General features: G+C 65.3%; 14 protein-coding genes. 6 read left to right on the top strand and 8 right to left on the bottom strand.

Features of this window, described 5'->3' with window-relative positions; translation table 11 throughout:
- Window positions 1-9: 9 nt before the first annotated feature.
- The 6 genes from ACIP90_RS10370 to ACIP90_RS10345 all read right to left on the bottom strand — a co-directional run bounded on the left by ACIP90_RS10370 (window position 10) and on the right by ACIP90_RS10345 (window position 4,745).
- The gene (locus tag ACIP90_RS10370) at window positions 10-216 is read right to left on the bottom strand and encodes a hypothetical protein (protein ID WP_400579164.1); all 207 of its coding nucleotides are present in this window, start codon (window positions 214-216) and stop codon (window positions 10-12) included.
- A 217-nt stretch (window positions 217-433) separates the two neighbouring features.
- Window positions 434-907: a hypothetical protein gene (locus ACIP90_RS10365; protein WP_400579162.1), complete on the bottom strand. Its 474-nt coding sequence runs from the start codon at window positions 905-907 to the stop codon at window positions 434-436.
- Window positions 908-910: 3 nt separating this feature from the next.
- The gene (locus ACIP90_RS10360; protein ID WP_400579160.1) at window positions 911-1,345 is read right to left on the bottom strand and encodes an ATP-binding protein; all 435 of its coding nucleotides are present in this window, start codon (window positions 1,343-1,345) and stop codon (window positions 911-913) included.
- Window positions 1,338-1,670 carry an STAS domain-containing protein gene (locus ACIP90_RS10355; RefSeq protein WP_400579158.1) on the bottom strand — a complete coding sequence of 111 codons (333 nt, stop codon included), beginning with the start codon at window positions 1,668-1,670 and terminating at the stop codon, window positions 1,338-1,340. The genes ACIP90_RS10360 and ACIP90_RS10355 overlap by 8 nt, the downstream gene beginning before the upstream one ends.
- Window positions 1,660-3,639 (bottom strand): glycosyltransferase family 2 protein, encoded by a 1,980-nt coding sequence (locus ACIP90_RS10350; protein WP_400579157.1) that lies wholly within the window; start codon window positions 3,637-3,639, stop codon window positions 1,660-1,662. Before ACIP90_RS10350 ends, ACIP90_RS10355 begins: the two co-directional genes overlap by 11 nt.
- Window positions 3,636-4,745: a PP2C family protein-serine/threonine phosphatase gene (locus tag ACIP90_RS10345; protein ID WP_400579156.1), complete on the bottom strand. Its 1,110-nt coding sequence runs from the start codon at window positions 4,743-4,745 to the stop codon at window positions 3,636-3,638. The genes ACIP90_RS10350 and ACIP90_RS10345 overlap by 4 nt, the downstream gene beginning before the upstream one ends.
- A 176-nt stretch (window positions 4,746-4,921) precedes the next feature.
- Between ACIP90_RS10345 and ACIP90_RS10340 the strand changes: the two genes are divergently transcribed.
- The 4 genes from ACIP90_RS10340 (at window position 4,922) to ACIP90_RS10325 (ending at window position 11,559) form a co-directional block, all read left to right on the top strand.
- The gene (locus ACIP90_RS10340) at window positions 4,922-5,866 is read left to right on the top strand and encodes an SGNH/GDSL hydrolase family protein (RefSeq protein WP_400579154.1); all 945 of its coding nucleotides are present in this window, start codon (window positions 4,922-4,924) and stop codon (window positions 5,864-5,866) included.
- A 127-nt stretch (window positions 5,867-5,993) separates the two neighbouring features.
- Window positions 5,994-8,309: a PKD domain-containing protein gene (locus tag ACIP90_RS10335; RefSeq protein WP_400579153.1), complete on the top strand. Its 2,316-nt coding sequence runs from the start codon at window positions 5,994-5,996 to the stop codon at window positions 8,307-8,309.
- Window positions 8,310-8,465: 156 nt separating this feature from the next.
- The gene (locus ACIP90_RS10330) at window positions 8,466-10,853 is read left to right on the top strand and encodes a PKD domain-containing protein (RefSeq protein ID WP_400579152.1); all 2,388 of its coding nucleotides are present in this window, start codon (window positions 8,466-8,468) and stop codon (window positions 10,851-10,853) included.
- A gap of 343 nt (window positions 10,854-11,196) precedes the next feature.
- Window positions 11,197-11,559, top strand: coding sequence for a hypothetical protein (locus ACIP90_RS10325; RefSeq protein WP_400579151.1), 363 nt, complete (start codon window positions 11,197-11,199; stop codon window positions 11,557-11,559).
- A 509-nt stretch (window positions 11,560-12,068) separates the two neighbouring features.
- On the opposite strand, the gene ACIP90_RS10320 is transcribed toward ACIP90_RS10325, so the two are convergent.
- Window positions 12,069-14,804: a galactose oxidase-like domain-containing protein gene (locus ACIP90_RS10320; protein WP_400579150.1), complete on the bottom strand. Its 2,736-nt coding sequence runs from the start codon at window positions 14,802-14,804 to the stop codon at window positions 12,069-12,071.
- Between the two features lie 225 nt (window positions 14,805-15,029).
- Here ACIP90_RS10320 and ACIP90_RS10315 point away from each other — a divergent pair, with 225 nt between their 5' ends.
- A complete protein-coding gene (locus ACIP90_RS10315; RefSeq protein ID WP_400579149.1) occupies window positions 15,030-15,422 on the top strand; it encodes an ArsR/SmtB family transcription factor in 393 nt (130 codons plus the stop codon).
- Window positions 15,419-16,426: a cation diffusion facilitator family transporter gene (locus ACIP90_RS10310; RefSeq protein ID WP_400579147.1), complete on the top strand. Its 1,008-nt coding sequence runs from the start codon at window positions 15,419-15,421 to the stop codon at window positions 16,424-16,426. Before ACIP90_RS10315 ends, ACIP90_RS10310 begins: the two co-directional genes overlap by 4 nt.
- Here ACIP90_RS10310 and ACIP90_RS10305 read toward each other — a convergent pair.
- Window positions 16,423-16,656, bottom strand: a complete 234-nt coding sequence (locus ACIP90_RS10305) for a hypothetical protein (RefSeq protein WP_400579146.1) — start codon at window positions 16,654-16,656, stop codon at window positions 16,423-16,425. The two genes, ACIP90_RS10310 and ACIP90_RS10305, sit on opposite strands and share 4 nt — an antisense overlap.
- Between the last annotated feature and the right edge of the window lie 44 nt (window positions 16,657-16,700).

The raw sequence follows: 16,700 nt of genomic DNA, 5'->3' as shown, positions 1-16,700 counted from the left end.
GTGCCCCGTCTAGAGGCCCAGGCCTCCGAGCTTGTCCCCGAGCCCGCCCGGAAGCTTGCCCAGCAGGTCCGCGGGGTTGATGCCGAGGTTGGACAGCAGTCCGGCGTGCTGGTCGGTGTCGACCTGGTCGGGCAGTTCCGTCTCGGCCTGGGCGGCTTTGTCGTTGTCTCCCCGGGACCTGAGGAACTCGAGGATCTGGTTCTTATCGATCTGCATGGCGTTCTCCTTCTGCTTGCCAGAACTGGTAGTTCGGTTCTTTACGCTCCGCTCAGCGTCAGCGGCGAACGAGCTTGAAGAATAGTGCTCGCTTCCCCACTGGCCCTTTTCGGACTGATGGAGGAATGCAAACCCTAGCCCCAGCTTGGCCCAAATAGAACGGGTACTGAGCATTTTTGTAGGAGCCCCACAGGTGAGGAGCCATCGGCGGGCTTTCCTATCTGTTGCCACTCGGCCTGGTTCGTTTCCGCCGCAGCCGGGATACCAGGGCCTTTGACTGGGTGAGGAACAGCACGGTCAGCAGTGCCGCCCCAGCATGCGCGTGCAACATGAGTTCGATTGCATGATGCCCGGACGTTTGAGCCGGCTGGGGTTGGGGCAGCGGCCAGGCAAACATTCCATGCGTGTGCCCGGGCGGTGTGTCTCCGGAGGCATCCACGAAACCTGTAAACAGCAGGTGCAGCACCTGCTGAACCAGGCCTGACGCCAGGAACAGCACCCATACCCGGATGCGAAGGCCGGCGAGCATGGACGCTGCCATGCTCAACAACGCGGCTATCGCCACAAGAACCAAGGGACCTGGAACCGCGGCACCGCTCAGAAGATGCGCGGAGACACCGAGAACAACGGCCAGCGGACCGGACACCCACGCCGCATAGGTTCTCCAGCGGGGCAAATCCCGTGCCGTCACCGGCTACCTCCCGGACGGCGTGGCATCCCTCGACAGCACCCAGGTGTTCGTGCCGTCCTGGCGGGTGAACGTCACGGTGGTGACCAGGGCGCGGATGAGCGCCAGGCCGCGCCCGGTCTCGGCGTCCGCCCCGGGCATCCCGGCGTCCGCTTCGCTGAAGTCGGGCTGGGCCGCGCCAAAGGCACTGACGGTGGCCGTCAGGCTCGACTGCCGGATGCAGATGTCCACGCCCAGTTCAACGGGCGTGGGCGTTTCCGGGACGGCATGCTGCACCACGTTGGAGGCTGCCTCAATAACTGCGGTGGAGAACGTCATGCGGTCCATGTCCGGAACGAACGGCGCATCCTCCCACAGGCCGTCGAGCTCCGTGTGGACGGCCTCGATGGCTTCGGGGGTGGCACGGTCCCTGAAACTCCGGCGGGCGCGGACTCTAGTCATCTCCGAACGCCTCCTCAGCAGTGGCGTACGAGGTCAGCACGCGGTCCATGCTGGTCAGCTCCAGCACCATCTTCACCTGGGGCTGGACGGCGGCGATGCGGAGGTCCCCTCCGGCCTGCCGGGCCACCTTGAGGCAGCCGATAAGCGCGCCAAGGCCGGAGGAATCCATGAACGGCGTCTCCCCAAGGTTGACCACGATGCGGCTGGAGCCGGACGCGACGACGCCGGCGACGAAGTCGCGCAGCTTCGGCGCCGAGACCATGTTCAGCCGGCCGGAGGCCCTGATTTCGGCGTATGAGTCCTTGACCTCATAGCTAAGTTCCACTGGACTTCCTCTCGTCTGTCAAACCCTCTGCTGGAACGGCGTCCGGCGGCTCAAATCCTTTGTACAGGACGGCGCGCACCAGGATGCTCATCACCACGATGTCGTACACCACCCAGACCATGTTCACCAGCGTGCCGATGGGTTCGGACAGGCCGGCGGCAAGGCGTGCGATGCCCCCTGCTGCCGCAACCACCAGGAGGACGGACACCACGATCTGCGGCCGGATCAGGCTCCAGCTGGGGCCGCCGGTCTGGCGGTCCTTGGGGGTGACGGCGAACCCGAGGGGGCGTCCGAACCAGACGTTCCGTGCCGCCGTCGTGCAGGCCTTGATCCAGGTGGGGAACAGCGCAAGGCTGTACTGCTGGCCCCGCCAGGTGGGGATGCCGCGGCCGGCGATGGCAAACAGCAGCTGGTTCGCCACCATGAACGGGATGAACCGGATGAAGAAGTCGGTGCTGAGGCTGGTGACCGGCAGGACCCCGAGCAGCAGGTAGACGATGGGAGCGGCGAAGTAGACAATGGCGGCGAAGCCGCTCAGATAGCTCCACATGGTGGCGAAGTACATAAGCCGCTGACCCCATTTGAGGCCGCGCTGCACCAGCGGGTTTTCGCGCAGCATCACCTGGATGGTGCCCTGTGCCCAGCGCAGCCGCTGCGTCAGCATGGTGGCCAGGTCCTCCGGGGCGAGGCCATAGGCGAGAACTTCGTGGTGGTAGACGCTCTGCCATCCGAGGCCGTGCATGCGCATCGCCGTAGCCATGTCCTCGGTGACGGAGATGGTGGCCAGGGGCATGACCGGCTGGGCCTCGCCGGTGCGCTCCACGGACAGGGCGTCCAGCACGGCCTGCACGGATTCGATGGCGCCGAGCGGGGACCAGTCCCGGGCGGACATGCGTTTCACCGCGTCATCCGCCACCACGGGCACGCCTGCCTCACCCACCTCGGCAAGTTCCATGGCAGCGATTTCATCAAGGTCCGCCTGCAGCGCTGCCACGTCAGCCTGGACAAGCGCCTGGACGGCCTGGTCCACTTTCCGGCGGACCCGGTAGGTGATCTCGGCCAGGGAGTCACCGTGGTCGAGCCTGCTCCGGGCTTCCCTGGTGGCGGCCTCCACCTCGTCGAGCATCTGCGCCACAAGGGGCGACTCGGAGTCGGCCGACTTACGCGCCTTGCGGACGGCCGACTGCGACGCCGCCAGGGCACGCCGGATACTCTTTTCCGTCTCTTGGACGTACCCCACCAGTCCCAGCTGCATGAGGGCCTCGCGGCGCAGGATGGCGTTGGAGCCGCAGAAGAAGGCAGCGTTCCAGCCGTCCTTGCCCTGTTGGATGGGGCCGTAGAAGAGCGGCGCCTGGCTGCCCAGGGGATCGTCGGCGGGGACGTTGCTGAAGTACTGCGGGGTCTGCACCAGCGCGACCCGGGGGTTGTTGAAGTAGCCCAGCGTTTTGTCGAGGATGTCCGGCTCGGGAATCTGGTCGGCGTCGAGGATCAGCAGGAACTCACCCCCGGTGACCATCAGCGCGTTGTTGAGGTTGCCGGCCTTGGCATGCCGGGGCATGTCCTTCCAGTCCTTGCTGCGGGTGACGTAGCCGAGGCCGTGCTGCGCGGCCAGCTCCCGCAGTTCGGGGCGGGCGCCGTCGTCGAGGATCCAGGTGCTGTGCGGGTGCCGGATGCGCTGGGCAGCGAGGGCGGTGGTCATCACCAGGTCCAGCGGTTCGTTGTAGGTGGTGATGAAGACGTCCACGGTGGCGTCGGCAGGTGGCGGGGGAGCGTCCTTGCGGATCTTCAGCCGCCACACGGTCATGCCGAACAGCATCACGTCGATGAGGCTGTACGTCTCGGCGGCGACGAGCGGCACAGCTATCCACCAGGCGTCCCAGTTCAGCGAGGCCAGCCAGCGCCAGGCGATGTAGTTCACTCCCAGAACGATTGTCAGGACGACGATAAGCCGGGTCCAAAATCGTGTCACCGACCGTCCCCACCGGCCAGGCGCCGCACCACCACCGCAGTGACGTCATCCTCGGCGGTTCCCGCCGGAGCCAGCGCCAGCAGTGCGTGACATACGGCGTCGGCGGTGGGCTGGGTGAGTGTCACCCGCAGCACTGCTGCAGTGAATTCCTCCACGGAGGGAAAGATATCCAGGATGCCGTCGCTTACGACGACGAGCGCATCGCCGGGGCTAAGGTCCAGTTCCGCTTCACGCCACTGGGTGTCCGCCCACGCCCCGACGGGCGGGCCTGCCGAAGGCAGTCGCACGGCCGTCCCGCCGGTCCCGACGTGAAGGGCCAGGCCGTGGCCGGCATCCACATAGCCGACCCTGCCGGACGCGGCGTCCAGGCGCGCGTGGAACAGCGTGACAAAGGAACCTGAGCCGTCCAAGTCTGCGGCGATCGACGTGCTGGCGGCGCTGAACGCTGCATCCAGATCGGGCACGTAGCGCACGGAGCGCATCACCGCCCGAGTGGTGGCCGCGATCAGTGCTGCGCCCATCCCTTTGCCCATGGCATCGGCGAAGGTCAGGTGCAGGCCGCCAGGTGTCTGGTACCAGTCGTAGAAGTCGCCGCCCACGCTTCGGGACGGGCGGAAGACGCCGGCTACCTCGTAGCCGTCCAGCTGGACTTTTTCTGTGGGCAGCAGGCTTTGCTGGACCCGCCCGGCGTGGATCAGGTCATCCTGCGCCCCTGCATCCGCGGCAGAGGGGCGGGCGCGGCGGAACAGGGCGTTGACGCGTGACTGGAATTCCCGGGGGCTGAACGGTTTGTTGATGTAGTCATCCGCTCCGTTGTCCAGGCCGGTCAGCTTGTCCGGCTCATCCACGCGGGCGGTGAGCATGATGATGAAGGCTTCGGAGAATTCGCGCAGCTTGCTGCAGACCTCAAGACCGTCCAGGTCGGGGAGGTTGAGGTCGAGCGTCACGAGATCGGGCCTCGTGGCACGGACGGCCGCGATCCCGGCCAGGCCGTCAGCTGTCCCGGTTACCTCAAAGCCCTGTTTCGTGAGGATGCGGACCAGCAGGCCGCGGATGTCCGAATCGTCCTCAATTACTACGGCTCGGCGGAGCTCGGGGGAAGGCATGACTCAATTAAGTACTCTTGCGCCACTCTTGTCACCTTCGGAGCACTGTTCACACCAGCAACGGCCGTGGGAAATTTCTCCCGATTTTTCGGAATTCCGGCGCAAGGGAAAGCGTTATCTCAGTAACGCCCCAAGCTGCTGGGGGGCCTGCGGGCGGCGAGTGAAAGGAATAGGCGATGGACGCCGTCGGCCGCTTTACCCCTGGCGGTTCCGGCAAGGGACAGGCTCCGCACCCCTGGAGCCGGTACGTAGCCATGGGAGACTCGTTCACCGAAGGCGTGGGCGACCCCGAAGAACGCAGCCCGAATGGACTGCGCGGCTGGGCGGACCGCGTAGCTGAAGAGCTCAGCGCGGGCCGCGAAGATTTCTCGTACGCCAATCTGGCCGTGCGCGGACTGCTCCTCCAGGAGATCCTGGACCGGCAGACGGAGCCGGCGCTGGCCCTGAAACCGGACCTGATAACCCTGTCCGCGGGCGGGAACGACATGGTGTTCCACAACAGCAACCCGGACAAACTCGCCGCGAGGCTCGATGCCGGCGTCGAACGCCTGAGCACTACCGGAGCCACCATCGTGCTCTTCACCGGACCGGACTGGTGGCACACGCCAGTGCTCGGCAGGAACCGTGCCAAGGTGGCGATCTTCAACGAGAACATTCGCGCCATCGCCTACCGGCACCACTGCATCGTTGCCGACCTGTGGGCCCTGCGCGAACTGAGGGATCCGCAAATGTGGGACCCGGACCGGCTGCATTTCTCGCCACTGGGGCACCACACCATCGCCATGATGGTGCTGGACACCCTGAACGTGCCCCACACCCTCCAGCCCTTGGAGCCACGGGAGCTGCCGGAGAGGAGCTGGCGGCAGGCAGGAGCCGGTGACCTGGTCTGGGCGAGGACCTACTTCCTGCCGTGGATGCTGCGGCGGCTGCAGGAAAAGCCGCCGATTATCCGGAGGATATATGGGCGGCCCGATGTGCTGCGACCGAAGAGGCCGGCCGCTGTGCCGGTGCTGCCTGCTGTGAATCTGTCGCGGCGTCAGCCGCAAACGCCGGGGACGCCGCGAGCGGGCGAAGCGGTCCCTCCGGAGGCGGAATACGAGGACGGAGTCAAACAGGCTTAGGCACTGACTGCAACGACCCCCATCACCGGGTGGGGGTTATTGATGGTGCAGTTTTTCTCCAAGGTTTTCCTGAGTTCGCCGATACACCATGGATGGCCACTGCAGTTCAACCGAAACGGCCACCAAGATGCAGAAGTTCCTCCGCCGGCTAAGCCAACTGGTCGTCCTGTCCGTCGCCGTCGCCGGCGGATTGGTAGGCATTTCTGAGCCAGCGCAGGCGGCCACCGTCGGTACACCCAGCATCACCTATGCCGGGGTGAGCAACCCTCCCACGGCTGATAAGCCTCAGAGCAAGCTGTGGTGGAACGATGGCTCCTGGTGGGCGAATATGTGGACCACCGGCGGCGGCTGGAGCATTTACCGGCTGGACCGGGACACGGCCACGTGGGTGGACACTGGAGTCCGGAGCGACAGCCGGGGCACTACGTCCTCGGACACGCTGTGGGATGGAACCCACCTGTACATCGCCTCCAACGTGGTGACCGCCGGCAATTCTTCGGCCGGACAGTCCTCCCGCCTGTACCGCTACAGCTACTCGGACGGGACCTACACGCTGGACAGCGGGTTCCCCGAGACCATCTCGAACAACAGCAGCGAGACACTGACTATTGCCCAGGATTCCACCGGCGTGATCTGGGCCACGTGGACGCAGGTGTCCGGCGCCACCAACACGGTCTTCGTCAACAGCTCTGCCCCCGGCGGCGCGGACTGGGGGACACCGTTCGTCGTGCCCGGCGCGGCTGATCCGAATCCGACGCCGGATGACCTCTCGGCCATCGTCGCGTTCAAAGGCGATGAAATCGGGATCATGTGGACCGACCAGGCCACCGGGACCGCGTACTGGGCCACCCACGAGGATGACGAAAGCCCGCGGGACGCCGCATCGTGGAAGGTAACGGAAGCCATCAAGGGCAACAAGCTGGTTGATGACCACCTGAACATCAAGACGCTGCAGGCCGACCCCACCGGCCGGGTCTACGCGGCCGTGAAGACCAGTTTCAATGACGGCTCGTCCGACCCGAACCTGGCCCAGCTGGTGCTGGTGGTCTTCAAACCCGCCACCGGCTCCTTTGAGCAGACGACGATTGCCCGGACCGGTGACTGTGTTTCCCGTCCGCAGATCATGCTCGATACCCAGAACAACCTGGTCCGTGCGTTCCACACCGCGCCCTCCACGTCGGTCAGCGGCTGCGTCTTCACCGGGGTCGCCGGCAGCATCTACGAGAAAACGGCCTCGATGGACAACCCCGTGTTCGAGAACGGGCGCGGCACCCCGATCATCGAGGACGCCACGTCACCCAACATGAACGACGTAACCAGCACCAAGCAGAACGTGAATGCCACCACCGGCCTGGTTGTCATGGCCACCGACCACGTTGCCAAGCGCTACTGGTTCTCGGACCGCAGCCTCGGCACGGTGGACCCGCCCGAGGAGACGGCGCCGGTCGCCTCGTTTACCGCCACTCCGATCTCGGGCACGGCTCCCCTGACGGTGGAGTTCACGGACTCCTCCACCTCGGATACGACGTCCTGGGCGTGGGATTTCGGTGACGGGGAAACGGCAACCGCGCAGCACCCGTCCCACACCTACACGGCGGCCGGGACCTACACGGCGACGCTGACCGCCACCAACGAAGCCGGGTCGTCAACGGCCACGACGACGATCACCGTCAGCCCTGCCGACGACGGCCCGCCGCACACGCCGGCTGATGCCTCCATCAGGGGAGCAGCTGACACCCTGACCGCGGGACCCGACGGGGTGCTCTGGAACTACCCGGCCAACGGTCAGGGCGGATTCCTGCCCCGCGTGAGGATCGGCTCCGGCTGGAACGGGCTGAAGGACGGATTCGTCACGGACTGGAACCAGGACGGCGTGTTTGACCTGATCGCGCAGTGGGACGACGGCCGCATGAGCTACTACCAGGGAAGCGCAACAGGAGGATTCGCCGCGGGGCAGGTCATCGGCTCCGGCTGGAGCAGCTACCAGGTGACCGTGGGCCGCTGGCGCAAGGCTGATACATACCCCGGCGTGGTGGCCTATGACGCGGCGGGTGTTCTCTGGCACTATCCCAACACCAACGGAAGGACGCTGGGAACCCGCACCAGACTCGGTGGCGGCTGGAGCGGGCTTTACCTCACCATGGCCGACTACGACCAGGACAGCGCCCAGGACATCCTGGCCAAGCGCAGCGACGGCGTCCTGGTGCTGTACCGCTCAACCGGCGTAGGAAATTTCCAGCCCGGCACGCACCCCGTAATCGGTGGCGGCTGGAACAGCATCAACAGCATCACTACGGTCGCAGGCTTCCAGGGCGCCGGCACGTACGGGCTGATGGCCCGGTTCACCGACGGCCAGCTTGCGTACTATCCCATCAGTAACGGCACCTGGGGAACCCGCACCCTGGAGGGCGGCGGCTGGGGGCCGTACTACATCTTCCGGTAGGGACGGGATCGTCCGGTGAGGACGGGCTAAACACGCCTAGTTACTGTCAGGGCAAACCACAAACCCCCAACACCGGTGGGGCATTGCCTGCAGCGGTATTTTCTCCAAGGTTTTCAAGAGTTTGCCGGTGCACCATGAATTGCTATCGCAGTTCACGTGGGCCCCGGCCACGAGGTGGATGGGCCCACGCGGATCCTGGATCAGGCGCTGCCCGATCCGGATGAACACATACGTGTCACCGCCCCAACAGAAACGCCGAGCAAGATGAAGAAGACCCTCCGCCGACTGAGTCAATTGGTCGCCCTGTCCATTGTTGTCGCGGGGGGCCTGGTGGGTACCTCCACCGCCGCCCAGGCGGCCACCGTCGGAACGCCGAGCATCACCTATTCGGGGGTCAATAACCCTCCGACGTCCGATAAACCCCAGAGCAAGTTGTGGTGGAACGACGGTTCCTGGTGGGCGAACATGTGGACCACCGGCAGCGGCTGGAGCATCTACCGGCTGGACCGGGAAGCAGCCACCTGGGTGGACACCGGGGTCCGGAGCGACAGCCGGGGGACGACGTCGTCGGACACGTTGTGGGACGGCAGCAAGCTGTACATCGCCTCCAATTACGTGACGACAGGTAGCTCCGTGACAGCCCAGGCCCGGTTGTACCGCTACAGCTATTCCGGCGGCGCCTACACGCTGGACACTGGTTTCCCCACCGTCATCTCGGGCAGCAGCAGCGAGACGCTGACCATTGCCCAGGACTCCGCCGGCGCGATCTGGGCCACCTGGACGCAGACGTCCGCCACCAGCAGCACCGTCTATGTCAACAAGTCCCTGCCTGGCGGCACCGGGTGGGGGACGCCGTTCGTCGTGCCCGCCGCGGACCCCAACCCGACGCCGGATGACCTCTCGGCCATCGTGGCCTTCAAGGGCGACGAAATCGGGGTCATGTGGACCGACCAGGCCACCGGAACGGCGTACTGGGCCACTCACAAGGACGGCGAGGATCCAGTGGCGGCCACATCGTGGCAGGTGAAGGAAGCCATCAAGGGAGACAAGATGGTCAATGATCACCTGAACATCAAATCGCTGCAGGCCGACCCAGCCGGACGGGTGTTCGCAGTAGTGAAGACCGCCGTCGACGAAGGCTTGCACGACCCGAATCTGCCCCAGCTGCTGCTGGTGGTGTTCAAGCCCGGCACGGGTTCCTTTGAGCAGACGACGATTACCAAGGCCGCGGATTGTGTCTCCCGTCCGCAGATTATGCTCGACGCCGCCAACAACCTGATCCGCGCCCTTTACACCGCGCCCTCGACCTCCGTCAGCGGCTGCGCCTTCTCCGGTGTGGCCGGCAGCATCTACGAAAAAACCGCCTCGATGGACAACCCTGTCTTCGAGGCCGGCCGCGGCACGGTGGTCATTGAAGACGAAGCGTCCGCCAACATAAACGATGTGACCAGCACCAAGCAGAGCGTGAATGCTGAGACCGGCCTGGTTGTGATGGCCAGCGACCACGTTGCCAAGCGCTATTGGTTCTCGGACCGCAGCCTGGGCACCCCACCAGATCCCACGGCTCCGGTGGCGTCCTTCACCGCCTCGCCGGCGTCCGGCACGGCACCGCTGACGGTGAACTTCGTGGACACCTCCACCGGCTCGCCGACGTCGTGGGCGTGGGATTTCGGTGACGGTGAAACGGCAACCGCGCAGAACCCCTCCCACATCTACACCGCGGCCGGGACCTACACGGCGACGCTGACCGCCACCAACGAAACAGGCTCAACGTCGAGCACCACGACGATCAACGTCGGCCCGGCCAACAGCCCCTCCATCAGGGGAGCGGCTGACATCCTGGCCGCAGGATCCGACGCGGTGCTCTGGAACTACCCGGCCAACGGCGAGGGCGGATTCCTGCCCCGCGTGAGGATCGGCTCCGGCTGGAGCGGGCTGAAGAACGGATTCGTCACGGATTGGAACCAGGACGGCGTGTTTGACGTGATCGCCCAATGGACAGACGGCCGCATGAGCTACTACCAGGGAAATGCAGCAGGAGGATTCGCCCCAGGGCAGGTCATTGGCTCCGGTTGGAGCAGCTACCAGGTGACGGTGGGCCGCTGGCGCAAGGCCGACGCATACCCCGGCCTGGTGGCCCTTGACGCGGCGGGTGTTCTCTGGCACTATCCCAACACCAACGGAAGGACGCTGGGTAGCCGCAGCAGGCTCGGTGGCGGCTGGGGCGGGCTTTACCTCACCATGGCCGACTACGACCGGGACACCGCCCAGGACATCCTGGCCAAGCGCAGCGACGGCAGCCTGGTGCTGTACCGGTCAACCGGCGTAGGAACTTTCCAGCCCGGCACGCACCCCGTGATCGGCAGGGGCTGGAGCAACGTCAACAGCATCACCACCCTCGCAGGCTTCCAAGGCGCGGGCACCTACGGGCTGATGGCTAGGTTCACTGACGGCCAGCTTGCCTACTACCCCATCCTTAACGGCATCTGGGGCACCCGTACCCTCGAGGGCGGCGGCTGGGGGTCCTACAACATCTTCCGGTAAACAGAACTGATACACCGTCAGGCTGAGACATAACTGCTAACTGCCAGGGGCACCACCTTTGGGGGGTGCCCCTGGCAGTTTTTGCATGCCACAGAACTGTCCGCGCTCATCCGAAGTTCAAGGCAACCAAGGTCTCTCCCGAGGACTTTTCTCAGGGACCATAGCTGAGCCACTCTCCCAGAGGGAGGAACGTTGGCGCCGTTTTGCCATCGCAAGCGGTCGTTCGGCGCTGAACCTCTTCAGGGCTTTCGTCCCCAGCCAATGAGCACTGTCGCTAGGCCCTAATCATGGATAAAATTCCACGCACGCTACTCGGGCGCACTGCTTCCAGAAAGGATCCCCGATGACGGAGAACAACAATGCCGATGCCCGGAAACGCCACATCAGCACACCGAATCCTGCAGTGGAGGGTGAGACCGGGCAATACGCCGAGGGTGACTATGGAGAGGCCGGAACGGTCGAGACTGGCGCTGCCGCAAGGGGAGGTGATGAATACGCCGAGGGTGACTATGGAGAGGCCGGAACGGTCGACACTGGCGCTGCCGCAAGGGGAGGTGGTGAATACGCCGAGGGTGACTATGGAGAGGGCGGAACCGCGCACCAGGGCGACATCGCCACCAGCCAACCTAACGATCATCCAGAGGACCATGATGCCGCTGCGGGCCGCACCGACGACGATACGGAAGGTGCAGCAGGCCGCGACTAATTGCAAGGCGATGTGCGCAAAATTCAAAGAGCTTCATCGGATTTGCAGTACGGAAACCGGCGCCCGGCTCGGTGAAATCGGGGGCAGCGGCCCGGCCGGGCAGCTCCGGAAGCCCCTACCTGCACAGCGGCCAGAGATCGGGGGGGCTGCCTTGGCAGCAGCGATCAGCAGGGCAGCGGCGGAGATCCAGACACGGCGGTGCAGGCTGTTGGGCTGACCCCCTGATTGGGGGGGATCCGTGGGGTTGTCAGGGTAGTTCGAGGATGCGTAGTGTCTCAGGGTCGCCGGCTTATTGTCCTTCGCCGTCTTTCAGGTGAGCCAGTAGTGCCTTTTCGGGGCGGTCGGGGTTCTCCTGAGGTCGTTGCAGGAGGCCCTTGCGGGCTTCCGGTTTAGAGTCTGTGCTGCCGACAGCCGGTACGCCAGCTGTACCGGACAGTTTGCCGAGGCGACGGCGGCGGGCAGGGAAGCCGTCCCGGGCTCTGTCGCCTTACTGCTGGCTGCCTCGGGGGTTACCGGAGGATGTTGTAGCCGCCCCAGCCTGAGCTGACGATGGTCCGTGTACCCCAGGTCCCCTTGCTGAAGGGGTAGTGGGCGAGCCTGCCGTCGGTCAGCCGGCCGATGACTCCGTGGCTTCCGCTGGTGAATGCCGACACTTTGGTGATGCTGTTGACGGTGTTCCACCCGGCGCCTACCACGCGCCTGGTTTCGCTGACGAAGCCGCCGGTTCCGTTGGAGCGGTAAAGCAACAGTTTGCCGTCGCTGCGTTTGGCCAGGATGTCCTGTTTTCCGTCCTGATCGAAGTCCACCATGGTGAGGTAGAGGCCGCGCCAGCCGGTTCCGATTTTGGTGCGCGGCGACAGGGCCTTTCCTGCGCTGTTGCCGTAGTAATAGAGAGTTCCGGCCGCGTCGTAGGCAAGGACGCCCGGGTACTTGTCCGCTGTCCGCCAGCGGCCGACCGTCACGTGGTAAGGGCCCCATCCTCCGCCGAGGGACTGGGCCGCAGCGAATCCTCCGGCCTGCTTTCCGGAGAGGTAGGTCAGCCGCCCGTCCTTCCATTGCGCGATGATGTCGAAGACGCCGTCATTGTTCCAGTCGGACACGAACCCCTTGGCCAGGCCAGCCCACCCGCCGCCGATCCTTTCCCGGGGCTGGAAGCGGCCCTGGCCTGTGGCCGGGTAGTTCCACAGCACGCCGTCCGGCCCGGCCGCCACAATGTCAGCGGCGCTGCCGATGCTCGGGCGGATTGGAGCGGGGGCCGATGGGGCGCCGACCTTGATGGTTGTGGCGACGCTCGGTACCCCGTTGGGGTCCAGTGCAAAGAGCAGATAGTTGCCCGGCACCAGCACGCCGGGGTCGAGCGGCAGCTTCAGCGATGCGGTGTTGCCTGAGATGGCAGTCGCGGTCAGTGGGATCCGCCGCTGGTCGGTGTTCACGGTGTGGGTCACCGTGCTCATCCGCATCAGGGAGAACGTGGTGGTCGGCGCTTCGGTCGTTACCGCAATGATGCTGCCGGGTGCGGCGGCGGTTGGCGCGGTCACAATCCGCGGCCGAGTACGCGCACTGCCGTCTGCGTTCAGCAGGTAGGGTGGCGTGAAAATCTCTCCGTCGAGATGATTGGTGGTGCAGGTGCCGCACAGCCCGCCGCCGCCGACGAACACCCGGGCATCCGGGAGCAGCACGGCGACGCTGTGATACGTCCGCGGAATAGCCATCGGTGCCAGGGTAGTCCACCGTCCGGTTTTCGGGTTCCAGAGCTCCGGAGCCATCCTGGCGCCAACGTCGGTGGCGGGAACAGGAGTGGCCTGACCGCCGACGACGAGCACTTGGCCGTCGGGCAGTGCGACTCCGTTGGCGAACGACCGGCTGACGGCCATATCTGCGGTCCGGGCCGCGGTGACTCCGTTATTGATGTCGATGGTGTAGGCCCGTGCCGTGGCAGGAGCGTTCGAGTAGGCGGGTGCCCCGCCCACAGTGAGAATTTTGCCGACGTCGAACATCACGGCGTTGCCGTTCATCGCGTCCGCGCTGTCAGAGCGCAGACCGGCGGAGCTGATGCTGCCATTGCCTGTGGTGGAGATCCAGTTCATCTGGCTGCTCGGTCCGGCGTGGAACACCCGGCCGCCAGGGGCGGCGAACAGCCAGGCATGGTTGTCGGACCGGAATTCGCCTGCGGGATCTTTAGTCAGGATGTTGTCGACCAGCACGACCGGCAGTGTCCGCCAGCCGCCGGCGGCGGACCATACCTCGCCGTGCTTGTTGCCGATGCCGCCGGACCATGACCCGCCGAGGGTGAACACCTCACCGGTGGACGTGGTCACGTTGGACTGGTACCCGCGGGCGGTCTTCATGACCGGCCCTGCAGTCCAGGTGTTCGTTCCCGGATTGTAGAGCGTGGTTTTGGTGCTGTTGCTGCCGCCGCTGACCATGATCCGCCCGTCGGGCAGCATCGAGGTCCCGGAGCAGAACATGTCGTGGGCGGTGTTGGCCACCTCGGCCTGGCGCACCGCACCGGTGGTGAGATTCAGGGTGGACGTCTGGGTGAGTCCTGTGCTGCCGCCGTATGTGGTGGGGGAGTAGGCGGCCCAGGTTAACAGCTTGTTGCCTGGGAGCAGCGCCGCCGCGGCCGGGACAATCGGGAAGTTGATCGTCGGGCCCCAGGATCCCGCTGACCCGCTCGCCACCGCCTGTATTGTCAGGTTCCCGCTGGTCTGGCCGACGAGGTTGATCTCCGCTGCGTGGCTCCATGGCCCGCGGCTGCCGGCCTCGCTGACGGCGCGCAGCTGGACATAGCGGGCTGTTACCGCTGCGAACGTCACGCTTTTCTCGTCATCGGTGTCCGCCCAAGTGCCGCGGGCCACCGGGTTGCCCCACGCGGTGCTGCCGTCGGTGCTGACGCGGATCTCGAAGCTGCCAATTCGCCCGTACTCATCGCTGGAAGGGAGGTAGCGGAACCCCGAGATGGTTTGGGTTGTTTTCGTGTCGATCGTCAGGGTATGCGGCAAAGGGGCAGCAGGCGTGGTCTTCCTGCTGTGCCAGGATGTGGCGGGGTCCCCGTCAAGGACGTTGGCGGCCCGGCCGCTCCCGCCGGAATCCTCCTCGTCGCTGGCTGACACCGTCCAGCCTGCACGCTGCAACGGATCGGGGGCCGGCTCCACGGCCGCGGCCGGCAGCACTGCCGGGATGTGCTGGTGTCTTCCGTTCGCACTCGGGGACTCGTACGGGGCAACCATTTGCGAATCGGTCAAGCTCCACGCCACCGATGCTCCTAGCAGCAGGGATGCGACCGCAACCGCGGACACAAGTCGAGACATCTTCGCCTCCGCCTGGATTCAATCCCCATGCATGGGCGAAGGTTAGCGCGGGGACCTTGGAAAAAACCTTGGGCGGCAGAAACGGACATCGTAAGGCTGGCTGCCCGCGGGCCTTGTTGCGTGGTTGAATGGCTCCGTCCGGTGTGAAAGTATCTGCGTATGAATGCAGATACTGGTGCTTGTACGCTGACGCCAGACAGCCAGTACGTGGAGCTGGCCGTGGAGGTCTTCGCGATGCTGGCCGACGCCACCAGGGTGAGGCTGATTCTGGCGCTTCGCCACGGGGAGCTGCCCGTTAATGCCCTCGCCGAAATAGCCGGGAAGTCCGCCGCCGCCGTCTCCCAGCACCTGGCTAAAATGCGGCTCGCGCGCATGGTCGCCACCCGTCAGGAGGGAACCAAGGTCTACTACAGGCTGCAGGATGGCCATGCCTGGCAACTCGTCGCCGTTGCCATCCATCAGGCCGAACATGCCCTTGGCACCGCACCCCATCACGGCACCGCGCACCACAGCTCCGTGCCGCACGACATCCCAGCCGAGGTTGAGGAATGAGCCAGCACATGCCGCAAAGCGGGCACGACGTGCACACGCATGCACACGGACACGGGCCCCAGGGGCACGTCCACGCCACAGGCTTCAAAGGGTGGTTGCAGGAACTGTTCGTGCCGCATTCCCACGACGCTGCCGACTCGATCGATACAGCCATGGAGGCGAGCTCCCAAGGCGTACGCGCCGTGAAGTTCTCCCTCCTGGGGCTCGGCGCCACGTCAATGTTCCAGCTGGTCATTGTCCTGGCCAGCGGCTCGGTGGCATTGCTGGCCGACACCGTCCACAACTTCTCGGATGCGCTGACTGCGGTTCCGCTGTGGATTGCCTTCCTGCTCGGACGCCGGGCAACCACCCGCACCTACACCTACGGCTTCGGCCGGGCCGAGGACCTGGCCGGTCTGTTCATCGTCGCGATGATCGCCCTGTCCGCGGTCGTGGCAGCTGTTGAATCCATCCGCCGCTTCTTCGAACCGCAGCCCGTCCAGAACCTCGGCTGGGTGCTGGTGGCCGGGATCGTCGGCTTCGCGGGAAATGAGCTCGTCGCCATCTACCGCATACGCGTCGGCCGGAAGATCGGCTCTGCCGCGCTGGTCGCAGACGGCATCCACGCCCGTACCGACGGATTTACCTCTCTAGCCGTCGTCGGCGGCGTCATTGGCATCTGGCTCGGTTTCCCCCTCGCCGACCCCATCGTGGGGCTGCTGATCTCCGCAGCGATCGCTGTGCTTCTCTGGGGAACCGTCAGGGACATCGGCCGCCGACTCATGGACGGCGTCGACCCCGCCCTCACTGACCAGCTCACCGCCTTGGTGGAAAACGTGGCCCCGGAAGGAACCTCATCCCGACTGCGCTGGTCCGGGCACCGGCTCCACGTGGAAATCTCCGTACCGCTCACCGGGGCAGAGCCGCTGGGGCAATTGGCACAACTCACCGACAGCCTGGAACAAGCTGTGCATCAAGCCATGCGCAACGTCGGATTAGTAACCGTCGTACCCCGGTTCGCCTAGATCCGGTCCGCCACTTCGGCCTCGCCCGACTGCCGGGCGCAGTTTGCACAGCAGTACATTGCCTCTGCGCTCTCAATGCCGTGCCCGAGTATCCTGCAACCGCAGTGGTCGCAGGTTGGTGCCATGGCGTGGATGGCACATTCAAAACTATCGAAGGTTGCGGACAGGTCGCCCTTGCTGATGGTGAAGGCTTTGTCGTAATCGTTCCCGCAGGTGTCGCAGATCGCCATGATGTGCTCCTTGAGCGTGGGCGAGAGGGCCGGCGTTGACGCGC

Origin of the sequence: Arthrobacter sp. NPDC093139, assembly GCF_044754165.1 — a bacterium.
In the GTDB taxonomy this organism is placed as follows: domain Bacteria; phylum Actinomycetota; class Actinomycetes; order Actinomycetales; family Micrococcaceae; genus Arthrobacter.
The sequence above is the reverse complement of the archived record's forward strand: the minus strand, read 5'-3'. Positions and strand labels throughout refer to the sequence as shown.

Coding starts and splice junctions, on each gene's coding strand:
- ACIP90_RS10370 (WP_400579164.1), bottom strand. CDS start 216: ATGCAGATCGATAAGAACCAGATCCTCGAGTTCCTCAGGTCCCGGGGA.
- ACIP90_RS10360 (WP_400579160.1), bottom strand. CDS start 1,345: ATGACTAGAGTCCGCGCCCGCCGGAGTTTCAGGGACCGTGCCACCCCC.
- ACIP90_RS10345 (WP_400579156.1), bottom strand. CDS start 4,745: ATGCCTTCCCCCGAGCTCCGCCGAGCCGTAGTAATTGAGGACGATTCG.
- ACIP90_RS10340 (WP_400579154.1), top strand. CDS start 4,922: ATGGACGCCGTCGGCCGCTTTACCCCTGGCGGTTCCGGCAAGGGACAG.
- ACIP90_RS10335 (WP_400579153.1), top strand. CDS start 5,994: ATGCAGAAGTTCCTCCGCCGGCTAAGCCAACTGGTCGTCCTGTCCGTC.
- ACIP90_RS10325 (WP_400579151.1), top strand. CDS start 11,197: ATGACGGAGAACAACAATGCCGATGCCCGGAAACGCCACATCAGCACA.
- ACIP90_RS10315 (WP_400579149.1), top strand. CDS start 15,030: ATGAATGCAGATACTGGTGCTTGTACGCTGACGCCAGACAGCCAGTAC.
- ACIP90_RS10310 (WP_400579147.1), top strand. CDS start 15,419: ATGAGCCAGCACATGCCGCAAAGCGGGCACGACGTGCACACGCATGCA.
- ACIP90_RS10305 (WP_400579146.1), bottom strand. CDS start 16,656: ATGGCGATCTGCGACACCTGCGGGAACGATTACGACAAAGCCTTCACC.